15 protein-coding genes are annotated in these 14,428 nt (G+C 41.6%); all 15 read right to left on the bottom strand.

Features of this window, described 5'->3' with window-relative positions; genetic code table 11:
- Nucleotides 1–2: 2 nt before the first annotated feature.
- Nucleotides 3–770: a protein phosphatase CheZ gene (locus L1D46_RS05080; RefSeq protein WP_130052060.1), complete on the bottom strand. Its 768-nt coding sequence runs from the start codon at nucleotides 768–770 to the stop codon at nucleotides 3–5.
- A 17-nt stretch (nucleotides 771–787) separates the two neighbouring features.
- Nucleotides 788–1,171, bottom strand: a complete 384-nt coding sequence (gene cheY, locus L1D46_RS05085; protein WP_016708035.1) for a chemotaxis response regulator CheY — start codon at nucleotides 1,169–1,171, stop codon at nucleotides 788–790.
- 40 nt (nucleotides 1,172–1,211) lie between these two features.
- On the bottom strand, nucleotides 1,212–1,922 hold the full coding sequence (locus tag L1D46_RS05090) for an RNA polymerase sigma factor FliA (RefSeq protein ID WP_054553325.1): 711 nt from the start codon (nucleotides 1,920–1,922) through the stop codon (nucleotides 1,212–1,214).
- Nucleotides 1,923–1,948: 26 nt separating this feature from the next.
- Nucleotides 1,949–2,809, bottom strand: coding sequence for a MinD/ParA family protein (locus tag L1D46_RS05095; RefSeq protein WP_130052061.1), 861 nt, complete (start codon nucleotides 2,807–2,809; stop codon nucleotides 1,949–1,951).
- Nucleotides 2,802–4,283 (bottom strand): flagellar biosynthesis protein FlhF, encoded by a 1,482-nt coding sequence (gene flhF, locus L1D46_RS05100; protein ID WP_178926719.1) that lies wholly within the window; start codon nucleotides 4,281–4,283, stop codon nucleotides 2,802–2,804. The genes L1D46_RS05095 and flhF overlap by 8 nt, the downstream gene beginning before the upstream one ends.
- A gap of 20 nt (nucleotides 4,284–4,303) precedes the next feature.
- Nucleotides 4,304–6,415, bottom strand: a complete 2,112-nt coding sequence (gene flhA, locus L1D46_RS05105; protein ID WP_130052063.1) for a flagellar biosynthesis protein FlhA — start codon at nucleotides 6,413–6,415, stop codon at nucleotides 4,304–4,306.
- A 231-nt stretch (nucleotides 6,416–6,646) separates the two neighbouring features.
- Entirely contained in the window at nucleotides 6,647–7,777 is a 1,131-nt protein-coding gene (gene flhB, locus L1D46_RS05110; RefSeq protein ID WP_130052064.1) for a flagellar biosynthesis protein FlhB, read from the bottom strand.
- Nucleotides 7,778–7,786: 9 nt separating this feature from the next.
- Nucleotides 7,787–8,566: a flagellar biosynthetic protein FliR gene (gene fliR, locus L1D46_RS05115; RefSeq protein ID WP_130052065.1), complete on the bottom strand. Its 780-nt coding sequence runs from the start codon at nucleotides 8,564–8,566 to the stop codon at nucleotides 7,787–7,789.
- A complete protein-coding gene (gene fliQ / locus L1D46_RS05120) occupies nucleotides 8,567–8,836 on the bottom strand; it encodes a flagellar biosynthesis protein FliQ (RefSeq protein WP_036970111.1) in 270 nt (89 codons plus the stop codon). It abuts the gene before it with no gap.
- Between the two features lie 40 nt (nucleotides 8,837–8,876).
- Nucleotides 8,877–9,617 carry a flagellar type III secretion system pore protein FliP gene (gene fliP, locus L1D46_RS05125; RefSeq protein WP_130052066.1) on the bottom strand — a complete coding sequence of 247 codons (741 nt, stop codon included), beginning with the start codon at nucleotides 9,615–9,617 and terminating at the stop codon, nucleotides 8,877–8,879.
- A 4-nt stretch (nucleotides 9,618–9,621) separates the two neighbouring features.
- Complete coding sequence (fliO, locus tag L1D46_RS05130; RefSeq protein ID WP_239976960.1) at nucleotides 9,622–10,005, bottom strand: flagellar biosynthetic protein FliO; 384 nt, start codon at nucleotides 10,003–10,005, stop codon at nucleotides 9,622–9,624.
- Nucleotides 10,002–10,403 (bottom strand): flagellar motor switch protein FliN, encoded by a 402-nt coding sequence (gene fliN, locus L1D46_RS05135; protein WP_054553267.1) that lies wholly within the window; start codon nucleotides 10,401–10,403, stop codon nucleotides 10,002–10,004. The genes fliO and fliN overlap by 4 nt, the downstream gene beginning before the upstream one ends.
- Nucleotides 10,404–10,425: 22 nt before the next feature.
- A complete protein-coding gene (gene fliM, locus L1D46_RS05140; protein ID WP_054553268.1) occupies nucleotides 10,426–11,517 on the bottom strand; it encodes a flagellar motor switch protein FliM in 1,092 nt (363 codons plus the stop codon).
- Nucleotides 11,518–11,526: 9 nt separating this feature from the next.
- Nucleotides 11,527–12,048: a flagellar basal body-associated protein FliL gene (gene fliL, locus L1D46_RS05145; protein WP_130052068.1), complete on the bottom strand. Its 522-nt coding sequence runs from the start codon at nucleotides 12,046–12,048 to the stop codon at nucleotides 11,527–11,529.
- A gap of 72 nt (nucleotides 12,049–12,120) precedes the next feature.
- Nucleotides 12,121–14,328 carry a flagellar hook-length control protein FliK gene (locus tag L1D46_RS05150; RefSeq protein ID WP_239976961.1) on the bottom strand — a complete coding sequence of 736 codons (2,208 nt, stop codon included), beginning with the start codon at nucleotides 14,326–14,328 and terminating at the stop codon, nucleotides 12,121–12,123.
- Nucleotides 14,329–14,428: the final 100 nt, after the last annotated feature.

Genomic DNA, 14,428 nt, shown 5'->3' on the forward strand with positions numbered 1-14,428 from the left:
TCTTAGAAGCCCAGACTTGATAATAGATCATCGACTTCATCTTGTCCTGAAACAACATCATCGCGAGACTCTTTATCAATAATCGGCCCTTCAGGACCTGCTAGTGTGTCACTTGGTGCAGGTGCTTTTTCTATGGCCTGTTTTTCTTGTTGTTGATGACCATCTTCTTGACTGCCAAACACAGTTAAGAGATTAATTAAACTGTCTTCTACTTCTCGCACTAGTTCAATGACACGACGAATAACTTGTCCAGTTAAATCTTGATAATCCTGCGCCATCAGCACATTGGTCATCAAGCCTTGAAGCTCATCGGTTTTTGTGTGCGAGTTATTCATGAACTTATCTAGGCTATGACATAACGATTTAAATTCACCGAGTTCAATTTCTCGGTTCATTAAACGATCCCAAGTAGGCTTAATTGCAGCAATTTCATCAGCAAGTTGTTGCGCTATCGGTAAACTTGCTTCAACTGCATCCATAGTTTTATTGGCGGCACTTTCTGTCATTTCCATAACATAATTTAAGCGCTGCTTAGCATCTGGGATAGCGTCGGTAGTTAAATCAGCGAGACGAGTATCTAGGTCAAAGTTTTTTAACGCTTCATGAAGTTGACGCGTCAATTTACCGACTTCAGCAAACAACTCTGATTGCTCTTTTGACGCAGCATCAAGAATTAGCTTATCAGCTTTTTCTTGTTCACCATTTTCAAGATACTCAACAAGTTGACGAGCTTGCTCTAAACTTATTTGAGGCGCAGCAAGTGCTGACATAAGCCTCTCCCCTTAGATTAACCTAAACGTTCAAACACTTTTTCCAATTTGGTTTTAAGTGTCGCAGCAGTGAATGGTTTAACGATATAGCCATTAACACCTGCTTGAGCAGCAGCAACAATTTGTTCTTTTTTCGCTTCAGCTGTCACCATTAACACAGGAATATGCTTAAGGCTATCATCAGCACGAATTGCGCGTAACAAATCAATACCTTGCATACCAGGCATGTTCCAATCTGTTACAACAAAATCAAATTCTTGATTTTGTAGCATTGGCAATGCTGTTGAACCGTCGTCAGCTTCCTGCACATTGGTAAAACCTAAATCCCTTAATAGATTTTTAATGATACGTCTCATTGTAGAAAAATCATCAACAACAAGAATTTTCATGTTTTTATCCAAAACATCCTCCGGTGAGGTTTGAACCTTTATTTACTTACTACTAATTAATCCAGTCATTGATTTTTGCTTTGAGCTTAATCATCGCCTGACCATGTATTTGACTCACACGCGACTCGCTAACATCGAGTATGTGTCCTATTTCTTTTAAGTTCATTTCGTCGTTGTAGTACAAAGACAAAACGAGAGCATCTCTTTCTGGTAACGATTGGATAGCCGTTAATAGAGACTGGTTAAACCGCTCATTTTTAACGTTATTAAACGGTTTGTCTAGTCCTAAATCCTGACCTACTGGTGTGATGACATCTTCATCCACGCCTAAGTCTTCAATACCTAATACTTTACTAGAATTTACATCATGTAGAATATGATGGTACTCATCCAGTGTAATATCAAGTTTTTCAGCTACTTCAGTGTCTTTTGGTTCACGATTTAACGTGCTCTCTAATTCGGCAATGGTTTCTGCCACTAGGCGGGCATTTCGGTGAACTGAACGTGGAGCCCAGTCACCTCGGCGAATTTCATCCAGCATAGCACCACGAATACGAATACCTGCGAAGGTTTCAAAACTAGCACCTTTGCTAGCATCAAAGTTTTTTGACGCTTCAATCAGGCCTATCATGCCTGATTGAATTAAATCATCGAGTTGCACACTGGCAGGTAAACGAGCAATTAGATGGCACGCCACTTTTTTCACTAAAGAGGCATGTTTTTCAACAATCGCATTTAAATTTTGTGCTGATTGATATCCCATCGCTTTATTCACCGATGTTGTCATAGTTAGCCGTTTACTAGTTTTTCAATAAAAAATTCTAAATGGCCAGACGGTTGATTAGGGATCGGCCATTTAACTGCTTTTGTTGCTAATGTTTTAAACGCCACCGCTGCTGGTGAATTCGGGAATAATTCAACGATTACTTTTTGACGGCGCGTAGACTTACGCATGTTCTCGTCATAAGGAATGGTTGCTACTAACTCCATCGAAACATCTAAAAAACGATCCGTTACTTTTGAAAGTTTAGCAAATAATTCTTGCCCTTCACGCAAACTGCGCACCATATTGGCAACAATTTTAAATTTATATACGCCATGCTCACGGCTAAGTACTTTTATAAGTGCGTAAGCATCAGTAATTGAGGTGGGTTCATCACATACAACTACAACAACGTCTTGGGCTGCACGAGAAAAGCTTAATACCATGTCTGAAATACCTGCGGCGGTATCAACAATTAAAATATCAAACTCAGTGTTTAACTCGCTAAATGCACGTATAAGACCTGCATGCTCAGATGGCGATAATTCAACCATACTTTGAGAACCAGACGTTGCTGGTACAATTTTGATTCCTGCAGGGCCTTCGACGAGAATTTCATCAAGCTCACACTCGCCCGACAAAACATGAGATAAGTTACGTTCAACACGAAGGCCAAGCATCACGTCACAGTTTGCCAAACCTAAATCGGCATCTAATACTAATACACGATTTCCTTGCTGGCCTAATGCGATTGCGGTGTTGAGTGAGACGTTGGTTTTACCCACTCCACCTTTACCGCCAGTAACAGCGATAACTTTAACGCCACTATTATTATTTTGATTCATTTTGCGCAGGCCGCTTGCTTGATCTAATACTGTGTTAATCATACATCCCTACTGTGTTCGACGCTACTGCTTGACGTCTTGAATGTTGTGCTTTTGCTCGTTTTAAATACAATTGTTCAGCTTTTTTCACTAGTTTTTCAGCATTCGCTACGCGAATATCCTCAGGAACGCGCTGACCGTTAGTAAGATACCCTATTGGCAGACGATTTTGAATCGCTATGCTAATAATCTCACCTAAACTTAAAGATTCATCCAATTTAGTGAAGATACAGCCACTTAGGTGAACCTTTTTAAAGTGTCTTACGGTTTCTTGCAACACATTTATCTGCGCTGTAGCACTTAATACTAAATAACTACGAATATCAACACGCTGATTACGCATTAAGGTGTTTAATTGTTCAGTTAAGCGTAAATCTCGTTGGCTCATACCCGCAGTGTCTATTAATACTAGACGCTTATTACGTAAATGGTATAACACTTCAGCTAATTCATTCGCATCTTTTACTTGCTTTACGCCACAACCAATAATACGACCATAAGTAGCCAATTGTTCGTAGGCACCAATTCTGTATGTATCAGTGGTGATCAGTGCAACTTTATCAGCACCATATTTTTGTGCTCCAAGTGCTGCTAATTTCGCAACTGTGGTTGTTTTACCAACGCCCGTTGGACCAACTAGTGCAAAAACTCCACCTTGGCGTAGGATTTCGTTGTTAGTTGTATGCATTTGGTTTTCAACCATTTGCAGCAGCGCTTGCCATGCTTGTTGGCGAGATACATCATCAGGAATAAAACACGCCATTTGCTCAGCAACATCACGCTCAATCCCCATACCAGCTAAACGATCAATCATACAAGCGCGTGTTGGATCACGGCGCGCCATATCTTGTTGCATTAATCCAGATACTTGGTGTTCAAGTAATTGACGAATCGCATTCATTTCTTCGCGCATAGTCGTCATTTCTGATTGATTAGCTGGGGCTGAGTTTTTATGCTCAGCGGGTGAGTCTAAATCATCAAAACCTGCGTCTAAATCGTCATCAAACCCTAGGCTATGAGCTTGAGTTTGTACACGAGGTGCTGCTTGCTGCTGATAACGAGGAGCTTGCTTATATTCAGGCTGTTGCTGCTCAAAGCTTGGTTCTTTTGGTTGATAATGTTCACTCGTATCAATACCAGATTGACTAAACATTGACGCCAGCTCTGGCGAACGAGGGCGTGGGGCTTGACGCTCAAGTAACGCTTGTAGGCTATCAGCAACTTTCGCTTGCGGCTCAGGTTTAGCACGCATTGGCTCAGGCTTAACAAAATTATGCTGTGGTGCAGGTGCTGATTGTGCCACTGCAGGTTTAGCTTCGGCTTTCGGGGCTGCTTTGTCGTAATCAACAGCTGCAACGATTTCAACGCCGTTAGCAAGCTTTTTGTTCGACATAATAACCGCATCAACACCTAACTCATCTTTCACTTCTTTCAGTGCAGTGCGCATATCTTTAGCAAAAAAACGTTTAATTTTCATGGTTCAACCCCTTTACTATCCTATTGTTGGCCTACTGAGCTGACAATCTTAATCTGTCTTTCGTCTGGTACCTCTTGATAAGACATCACCCTTAAACCTGGGATTGTGTACTTAACAAAGCGAGATAACACAGTACGTAACATTCCTGACGTTAACAGTATCGAAGGTTCACCGGCCATTTCTTGGTTTTGATGCGCTTCATTCAATGATTGTTGAAGTCGCTCTGCAAGGCTTGGCTCTATTCCGGCACCTTCGTCACCTGCATTCTGAAGTGACTGATGCAACATCTGTTCCAACTCAGGCGCCAAGGTAATGACAGGGATCTCAGAAGACATACCAACAGCGTCTTGAACGATAAGTCTGCGAAGTGAAATTCGCACTGCAGCCGTTAGTACATCAGGGTCTTGGCTACGTGGACCATACTCAACAAGGGTTTGAACAATCGAGCGCATATCGCGAATTGCCACCCCTTCATTGAGTAAGTTTTGTAGCACTTTTACGATAGTAGTAAGTGGTAATACGTCAGGAACCAGTCCTTCAACAAGACGTGGATGACTCTTCGCTAACATATCTAATAAGTTTTGTACTTCTTCATGACCAAGTAGTAAAGCAGCACTGTTCGTGAGTAACTGACTAATATGAGTTGCAACTACCGTTGCTGAATCAACGACGGTATAGCCAAGTGATTGTGCTTCATCTTTTTGGTCAGGTTTGATCCAAACCGCATCTAATCCAAATGCAGGGTCTTTTGTGGCAACCCCTTTGATTGGACCAAATACTTGGCCTGGATTAATCGCTAGCTCATCACCATGTTTAAGCTCACCCTCACCGCTTGAAACACCCATCATAGTGATTCTGTATGCATTAGGGTCGAGTTCTAAGTTATCACGAATATGTACAGGAGGTACTAAGAAACCAAGCTCCTGAGAAAGTTTCTTACGTACACCTTTAATACGATTTAGCAGTTCACCACCTTGAGATTGGTCAACAAGTGGAATTAAGCGATAACCCACTTCTAAGCCAATAACATCAACTTGCTGTACGTCATCCCAGCCAAGCTCTTTTTGTTCTTGTTTATTGGCAACACCAGTACCAGGCGCACCACCATTTGCTTCTTGCTCTGCTTTTTCAGCTTCTGCTTTGGCTTTTTGTTGTTGTGTGAAATAAGCAAGGTAACCAAGTAAAGCACCTAAGCTTAAAAACGCGATGTGCGGCATACCTGGTACTAGACCCATGATGATCAGAATACCTGATGCAATATAAAGTGACTTTTCGTTACCTAGCTGTGTCTTAACTTGGTCACCCATATTGTGCGACTCATTCTGACGAGTAACAACGATTGCAGTACCGATAGAAAGTAACAGTGAAGGCAGCTGTGCAACAAGACCATCACCAATAGTCAACAAGGTGTAGACTTCCATCGCACGGCTGAAAGATAAGTCATGTTGGATCATACCGACGAATAAACCACCAACGATATTGATCACTAGAATGACGATACCTGCTATTGCATCGCCTTTTACGAACTTACTAGCACCATCCATTGAACCATAGAAGTCGGCTTCACGGGTGACTTCTTCACGGCGTTCACGGGCTTGCTCTGCACTGATAAAACCTGCGTTTAAGTCAGCATCAATCGCCATTTGTTTACCAGGCATTGCGTCAAGAGTAAAGCGAGCTGATACTTCAGAAATACGGCCAGCACCTTTGGTGATAACCACAAAGTTAATAATGATTAAAATAAGGAAGACCACTAAACCAACAGCATAGTTACCGCCGATAACAACCGAGCCAAAGGCCTCGATAACTTTACCAGCTGCATCTCCACCATTATGACCTTCTAGCAATACCACACGGGTACTGGCAACATTCAGCGCTAAACGCATGATAGTTGCAATCAGTAGAACCGCCGGGAACATACCAAATTCAAGGGGCTTCATGGTATAAACCGTAACCAGTAACACCACGAGTGCTAAAGCAATATTAAACGAAAAAAGAATATCTAAAAGAAACGGAGGCAGAGGTAATATCACCATACCCAGCGCAGCAAGTACCATTAACGGCGTACCGATACCCTTAGCATATTCTTTTTTATCTCTGTTAAGTTGTTGTAATACCGCTTTAAATTCCATAATTCAACAATTTCAAAAAATTGACACTACACGGAATTTGCAATAACTATTCCAAGTTACAAATTTATACCAATTCGCTTAATTAAGTGATCTATTTTGAGGCAATAAAACCTCGTTGATAGCAAGGCAAAAATTTCGTTATTTAGTTGTTCTAAATCAGAAATTTTTAACGCAGATAGCGACAGGTTTAATCCCTCAAAATGATTAAAGTATTATTGCGGATTGGTATTATTAATATTTGTAAGCATCTGGTATTGGTAGCTTCTTATTGAGCGGAACAGGACGTTTTCCGCGCCCTTTTTGGAAGCGTTTTAACTGGAAAACATAAGCTAGCACTTGCGCTACTGCGGTAAATAGTTGATCAGGTATTTGCTGACCAACATCGGTAGTGTGATACAACGCACGAGTAAGCATTGGCGATTCGACAATTGGCACGTCATTACCCTTTCCCACTTTACGAATTTGCATAGCAAGCTCGTCCACGCCTTTGGCAAGAACAATAGGCGCACCAGCTTTAGCTGTGTCGTATTTTAGTGCAACAGAATAGTGAGTCGGGTTGGTTACAATAACGTCTGCATCAGGAACATCTTGCATCATCCGCCTTTGCGACATTTCCCGCTGGGTTCGACGAATACGCGCTTTAATTTGCGGGTCACCCTCAGAGTTTTTGTATTCGTCTTTCACTTCTTGCAGGGTCATTTTTAGCTCTTTATGGTGTTTATGACTTTGGTAAGGAGCGTCAATGGCGGCAATAATAATTAATGTACAAGTTAGCCCAAGGAACATCCAAGATAAAATTTCAAGCGCATGAATAAAATTACTAGGGGCGCTTTCTTGGCTTAAATGTAGTATTTCATCAAAGAAGGTATTGATTAAAAACACCGCAAAACCGGCAACGACAGCAAACTTTAAAATAGACTTGACCAGCTCTACCCCAGCTTGAGGGCCAAGCATACGTTTTATGCCTTTAGCTGGTGACATTTTACTCGCTTTTGGTGCCGCCGCTTGCCAACTAAAGTTAAATCCTCCTAATAGTGTATTGCCTATAAAAGCTGCAATTACAATAATAAAAACAAACATTGCCATAGGGAATAGTAAAGCATCCGCAACTATTCCCCACACAGAGAACATTTTAGTGGTGTCGTAGGTTTCATTTCGATTAAGACTTAATAAGCGCCCCATGACATTATAAAGTCCCTTACCAATTTCAGGACCATACAATAATAAAGAAATTGCCGAGAAGATAAGCACAAACATAGTGCCTAACTCTTTTGAGCGAGCAACCTGGCCTTTTTTCTTGGCGTCTTCTATTTTTTTTCCTGTGGGTTCTTCGGTTTTTTCTTGACCTGAATCTTCAGCCATGGCGCGCTCCTAAGGTGTACAACCAACTAGGCTGCACATTAACTCAACCATTTTTAACCACTGAAACTCAAATTGAGTCATAAAGTTACCTAGAGTAGCCCAAATAATCACAAGACCAGCCACCAAGGTAAACGGAAAACCTATCGAAAAAATATTTAATTGCGGTGCCGCACGGGTCATTACACCAAATGACATATTAATAACAAGCATCGCCGTCAGTGGCGCTAAAGCAAGCACCAAGGCAGTAGTAAACATCCAACCGCCCCATGTGACGATATCCCAGTAATGATCAACGGACCACCAAGTTCCATCGATTGGTAGTACCTCAAAGCTATGAATGACCATTTGAATCATCATTAAATGACCGTTAAATACGAAGAATAGCAAGGTAGCCAAAATTAAATAGAACTGACCAACCGCGGGGACATTCATGCCGTTAGATGGATCAACAACTGACGCAAAACCAAGACCTGTTTGCATTGCAAGTATTTGCCCAGCTAGTACAAAAGTGTTTAGTAATAGTACTGAAGCAAAGCCTATCGCCACACCAATAAGCATTTGCTGAATAACGACAAGGATCATTTCAAAGGAGAATAGGTTATTGAAGGTCGCTTGTGGCAGCATAGGCACAGCAACAAAGGTAACGACTACCGCTAAACCAAGTTTAATTCGAGTGGGTACATTCTTCGCACCAAGGCCTGCCATAATCATGATCATGGAGCTAATACGCACCAATGGTAGCAAAAAATCGCTGAGCCATTGAATAATGACAGCAAATGGAAATTCCATTTAGCCTGCAATCTCCGGTATCGACATCACTAAACGAGTAAAATAGTCCATAAGCTCTTGAGTGAACCAGTGACCGCCTAAAATTAATGCACTAATTGTAATTAACAAACGGGGTAAAAAGCTTAATGTTTGCTCATTGATGGATGTTGCCGCTTGAAAAACTGCCACCACAAGACCGACTAACAAGCCTGGCACCACAATTGCCGATACCAATTTAATGACTAAAAATAGTGCATCACTCAGAATATCGACAAAAATTTCCGGTTCCATTTTGTCTCTCCTAACTAATTATGTGCCTTGAAGTGCATTGTTACACCCCGAGCCCGAAACTCTTAGCAAGTGTGCCCATAACAAGACCCCAGCCATCAACTAACACGAATAGCATGATCTTAAATGGTAAAGATACAATCATCGGCGAAAGCATCATCATACCCATGGCCATTAATACGGAGGCCACAACCAAATCCACAATCAAAAAGGGAATGAAAAACATAAAACCAATGATAAAGGCCGTTTGCAGTTCACTGGTAACAAAGGCTGGGATTAAAACAATCAGTGGGGTGTCTTCTGGCGAGTCTAATTGCTCATAACCAGCTATTTTCGCAAAGGTCTCTAAATCTTTTATACGAACTTGCGAGAGCATAAAAGCTTTCATTGGCTCTTTGGCAAGCTCAAGTGCTTGTACTGAGGTAACTTGCTCATTCAAGTATGGCTCAATAGCGCGCTCATTCACCTGCTGATAAATTGGCGCCATAATAAAAATACTTAAAAACAGCGACATACCTAACAAAATCTGATTCGATGGCGTCTGTTGTAAGCCTATTGCTTGGCGTAATATTGCCAAAACCACAATAATCCGTGTAAATGAGGTCATCATAATCACTGCCGCTGGAATGAAGCTCAGCGCAGTCATGATCGCTAACACTTGTAGCGTCACAGAGTAATCTTGAGAACCATCAGGGTTAGTGGTAATAGTCAGGGCTTCTATACCCTCAGCGTTAACCGACGGCAAAAACAGCAAACTTGCTAAAATAAGTATCCACTTGATCATAGCGTTAATTCTTTTTATTTGAAGGTGATTGTGGGTTCAGTAGCTTACCAAACTTCTTGGCAAGTTCTGGGAGTTCTTTATCTTGTAAAGGTGTCTCTAGCTTATGCAAGTAATTAATACTATGCGGGGTAACACCAATTAAGTGTTGAGCGTTATCAATTTCAATAACCATCAAACGTTCACGGGAGCCTAAGGGCAAGCTACGCACTACTTTAAACTCATCACTGTTGGCAAGGTTTGGGTTTAATTTTTTTACCAAAAAAGCCAAGGCAATAATAACCACAAGCACTAAAAGCAAAGACATCACCATAGACAATAAATCTGCCGTTGGTGATGCCGTGGGAAATACAGTGCTCGACGCACTTGTTAAAGCAACTAAAGCATTCATCGTAACTTTTTAATACGTTCAACTTGGCTAATAACGTCAGTTAAACGAATACCGAACTTATCATTTACTACGACTACTTCACCATGCGCAATCAGGGTGCCATTAACCAATACATCAAGTGGCTCACCAGCTACTCGATCTAGTTCGACCACTGAACCTTGGTTGAGCTGTAATAGATTACGAATGTTGATTTTTGAACGACCCACTTCCATCGAAATAGTAACAGGAATGTCCAAGATAGTATCAAGTTTACGTTTTTCGTCGCCAGACAGCTCATGTCTTTCATCTTTTAGTTCATCAAGTTCAGCTACAGCCGCATCACCTGAACCACCTTCGGCTTCTTCAGCTTCGGCTAGTGCCGCAGCCCATTCGTCCATTGTATCTTGATCATCACTCATTATGTTTAACCTTATAAATCGACTACCAGTCTAAATCCACACCTTCTGATAGATGTAGATCTTCTTCTAGTTCTGCTAATTCTGCATCTGAATCCAGTTTTTTGCCACCTTTTGTGAACACATGTAGTTCTGACTTAACTGATTCAGGGCGTTTAATTTTTTCGCTAATTTGTAGTGCAACATTGTCACGAGAACGACCCATTTTTGCTCTAAAGGTCGGCAATTCTTCTACAAAGACGGTGATATGTTCTGGCATTTCCACAGGGATAATATCGCCAGCTTTAAGCTCCATGATTTGTTGTAGTGTTAAATCGACCTCAAGTAATTGAGTCGACAAATCCACTTCAACATCCATGATCTCATCACGCAATGCTTTACTCCAACGTAGGTCAGTGTCTTCGGTGTCTGATTGCACACCGGCATCGAGTAATTCACGAATAGGCTCAAGCATAGAGTACGGCAGTGCAATATGGAAATCACCACCACCACCATCTAGCTCAATATGGAAAGAGCTAATAACAACGACTTCAGTTGGACTTACGATGTTAGCCATCGCAGGGTTAACTTCTGAGTCAAGGTACTCAAAAGATACATCCATTACCGGTGCCCATGCTTCTTTATAATCTTCAAAGATAATTTTAAGCAGCATTTGAACGATACGACGCTCTGTAGGGGTAAATTCTCGGCCTTCAATTTTTGCATGATAGCGACCATCTCCACCAAAAAAGTTATCCACTAAAATGAATACTAATCGGGCTTCCATGGTAATTAGGCCTGTGCCCTTCAAAGGACGAAAACGTACCATGTTCAAACTGGTTGGCACGAATAAGGTGTGAATATATTCGCCAAATTTAATCATTTGCACGCCGTTAATCGACACCTCTGCGGTGCGGCGCATCATGTTAAATAAGCTAATTCGCATATGACGGGCAAAACGTTCATTCACGATCTCCAGGGTCGGCATACGACCACGGACAATACGATCTTGTGATGAGAAGTCATACTGTAAGGTATTACTGTCTAAGTCATCACCTTCGTGAATATCTTCCTCTTCGACTTCGTCGACGCCATGTAAGAGCGCATCAATTTCGTCTTGAGATAATAAATCGCTCACGCTGACCCCTTATTGCATCACAAAGCCGGTAAATAATACCCGCTCTATCACTTTGCTACCTTCAACATCACTTAATGCTGATTGTACTTTTTCAAGTGCAGCGACACGCACTGACTCTTTACCTTCGCTAGTACCTAATTCATCTGCGGTCGTTGTTGAAAGAACGCCAAGTAAGGTACTTTCGATAAGTGGAATGTGTTTTTTGGCAGTTTCTTCGTTTACTTCACCGCGCACTAGTAGCTGAACTTTTATCTGTACGATACGGTCTCGACTAGCACCGGGTACATTAAATACAAATGGACGTGGCATTGCGACATATAAAGCCGAACCAATTTGTGCGGAGCTCGATGGTGCAGCGGACTCAGTCACTGTGGTTTCATCTGCTAGGCTTTCTTCAGGGGCATCATCGCCCATAAATAAAAAGTACCCTGCAGCTGCACCAACTATCAACACTACAGCAGCAATGATGATTATTAGTTTCTTTTTGCCTTTACCCGTATCTTCTATTTCTAAATTTGCTTCTTCGGCCATTGTCACTTCCCTCAAAGTTACAGCAATCTGTTCATCAGGCTGTAACTATTTTATTTCTTATAATAGCAGGACTTATGCATAGTAATCTATTGATGATGAAGATTGTTGTCGAGAAGTTTCTGAGCTTTGCGCTGTTACTTCTTGTTGCTGCTCTTGTGTTTGTTGTTTTCCAGCGAACTGCCCTTGCCCTGACTGCTCTTGTTGTTGCTCAGGGTTACCCTGCTGAATACTACTCTCACCAAGTTCAATACCTTGCTGCGCTAGCATCTCTCGTAAACGTGGCATTGACTGCTCTAAAGCTTCTTTTGCTTGCTGATTTTGTACAACAAAATTAATTTGAGCTTGCTCTGCATCGCTACGTATACGAATTTGCATACTGCCCATTTCTGGCGGGTCTAAGCGAATTTCAGCTTCTTTATTATTGATATTTAATAATGCACTAACACGCTCTTGAAGCATTTTTGCTGCATCACTTTTTATAATGTTAATCGCTTGCATTACTCCAGGGTCAAGGGCCACTGATTTAGATTGAGCCTGGGTTTGTGCTGTTGTTTGCGTATGCATTGTTTGTACTTCAAGCGCTTGCTCGTATTGTTGATGAGCCATTTCATAAGCACCTGGTTGTACTGTTGCATTTGCTTGAGCCGTAATCTGAGTAAATAACTGAGCTACGCGCGGGGTAACAGCTTCTTGTGTGCGTTCGGTATTAATGTTTGTATCAAGCTCTGTTGCGACGTCATCACCAATCATTGCTTTGCTTGCATCAGCTGTAACTTGCGCTGAGCTATTTTGTTTCGCCTTGCTATGTTCAGCTGTGACTGTTGCTGCGGGAACAGGCATTGCTGTGGCTGTATTTACTTTAGCTGGAGCATTAATAGCCTCTGTGAGCAAGGTTTGTGCCGCAGAGAGCTTTTCGTACTGAGCAGTGCCCGGCGTTAACGTTTGCAGTTGAGTATTCACTTTATTTAAAAGCGCTTGCTGTTCATCCTTAGTCAACGCCGTGATTTGCTTTTCGACGCCTGTAGGTAACTTGTTATCTAGAGCCTTATTGTCAGCTAATTTAGTATCTTGTTTTGCCTGATTTTCATTAGCAATGTCTTGTTCTACAGAAAATTGTGATACAGGGCTTTGTGCTGCTGACTTGCTATTGCTTAATTCAGACAATAGCGACTTGATTGTTGCCACCTCATCAGCGCTGAGTTTATTATCAGCTTTCAGTTGATTTATTTGTTGCTCAAGTTGCTTTTGCTGTTCAGAGGTTAGCGACAAACCTTTAGCGAACTCACTCACAGCCTCTCCATCACCACTTTGTACCTTAGCGAATAGGCCAACAATTGAGTTATCTGTCACTTTCTTGTCGATGATGCTTGCTGCAGATTTATCAACGTGGCTTTGAGTTTGTTTTGAACTAACTTCGCTCGTTTTACCTTCTAAATCCGCAGTCTGCTGTTTTTGAGTAGATTTCAACAGAGCATCTAATTCAACATCAGCCTTTTTACCGCCTGTTTGTTCAGTTGCATTATTAAGATTACTTACCTGAGGTTTTGTATCAGGGGTATTAACAGCAGAAACACCCTGCTTTCCTTTATCGGTTAATGGGCTGTCAATAACTGGGGTTATGCTATCTTTTGGTGGTAAATCACCCATCGCTTTTAATTGATTATCAACAGCTGTCGCAACTTTAGACTTATGTAATAAGCTTGCTATTGAATTATCGCCTTCCGCGTCGGCTTTTGAATCATCGGTTTGTGCAACGTCTGTCATCGGTGAAGGTATAACAGGTGTAATGGTATCGATTGGGGTTGGTTTTTTATCAACAACTACAGGGCTAACATCATTATTTTCAATCAATTTATTAACACGCGTACTCATAGCTTGAGCCGCATTAATTTGCGCAAGCAGTGAGTTTTCCTCATCTTCTACAAGAGCAAGTTCATTGCTTTGTTCTTTAGTTACAGCTTCATTACGAACATCTGGACTTGTTTTAGATTGCTGTTCTGAAGAGGTGGTAGCAGTTGCAGCTTTAGCATCAGCAGCTGTGCTTTCATCACCAGGTTTAGCATCTGATTTAGGCTCTTCAGAAGTACTGATAGCTTTAGTTTCATCAACTGAGTCAGCACCTGCATCACTTTTTGCTTGCGCGTTTGCCGCTTCACTTGCTTGTGTTAGTGAAGTTAAAAAACTTAAGCCCGATGCTTTGTCGCTAGACTCTGATTCTTTGCCTGAAAAACCAGTACCTTGCTCAGTTTTAACCTGCAAATTGATATCACTGATCGCCATAATTCACCTAAAACTAAAGAGGCAATTTGCCGCCGCAAGTGCCAAAATTAATGCTACTGGTTAGGTAAATGCAATTAACATGCCTAAAAAAGGTCGTATT

It is taken from the genome of Pseudoalteromonas sp. Isolate3, from assembly GCF_022398505.1.
GTDB classification, from domain to species: domain Bacteria; phylum Pseudomonadota; class Gammaproteobacteria; order Enterobacterales; family Alteromonadaceae; genus Pseudoalteromonas; species Pseudoalteromonas apostichopi.

Excerpts from the sequence above, each read along its gene's own strand:
- flhF (WP_178926719.1), bottom strand. The coding sequence starts at position 4,283 with ATGAAAATTAAACGTTTTTTTGCTAAAGATATGCGCACTGCACTGAAA.
- L1D46_RS05150 (WP_239976961.1), bottom strand. The coding sequence starts at position 14,328 with ATGGCGATCAGTGATATCAATTTGCAGGTTAAAACTGAGCAAGGTACT.
- flhB (WP_130052064.1), bottom strand. The coding sequence starts at position 7,777 with ATGGCTGAAGATTCAGGTCAAGAAAAAACCGAAGAACCCACAGGAAAA.
- fliO (WP_239976960.1), bottom strand. The coding sequence starts at position 10,005 with ATGAATGCTTTAGTTGCTTTAACAAGTGCGTCGAGCACTGTATTTCCC.
- L1D46_RS05080 (WP_130052060.1), bottom strand. The coding sequence starts at position 770 with ATGTCAGCACTTGCTGCGCCTCAAATAAGTTTAGAGCAAGCTCGTCAA.
- L1D46_RS05095 (WP_130052061.1), bottom strand. The coding sequence starts at position 2,809 with ATGATTAACACAGTATTAGATCAAGCAAGCGGCCTGCGCAAAATGAAT.
- fliR (WP_130052065.1), bottom strand. The coding sequence starts at position 8,566 with ATGGAATTTCCATTTGCTGTCATTATTCAATGGCTCAGCGATTTTTTG.
- fliL (WP_130052068.1), bottom strand. The coding sequence starts at position 12,048 with ATGGCCGAAGAAGCAAATTTAGAAATAGAAGATACGGGTAAAGGCAAA.
- fliP (WP_130052066.1), bottom strand. The coding sequence starts at position 9,617 with ATGATCAAGTGGATACTTATTTTAGCAAGTTTGCTGTTTTTGCCGTCG.
- fliQ (WP_036970111.1), bottom strand. The coding sequence starts at position 8,836 with ATGGAACCGGAAATTTTTGTCGATATTCTGAGTGATGCACTATTTTTA.
- flhA (WP_130052063.1), bottom strand. The coding sequence starts at position 6,415 with ATGGAATTTAAAGCGGTATTACAACAACTTAACAGAGATAAAAAAGAA.
- L1D46_RS05090 (WP_054553325.1), bottom strand. The coding sequence starts at position 1,922 with ATGGGATATCAATCAGCACAAAATTTAAATGCGATTGTTGAAAAACAT.
- fliN (WP_054553267.1), bottom strand. The coding sequence starts at position 10,403 with ATGAGTGATGATCAAGATACAATGGACGAATGGGCTGCGGCACTAGCC.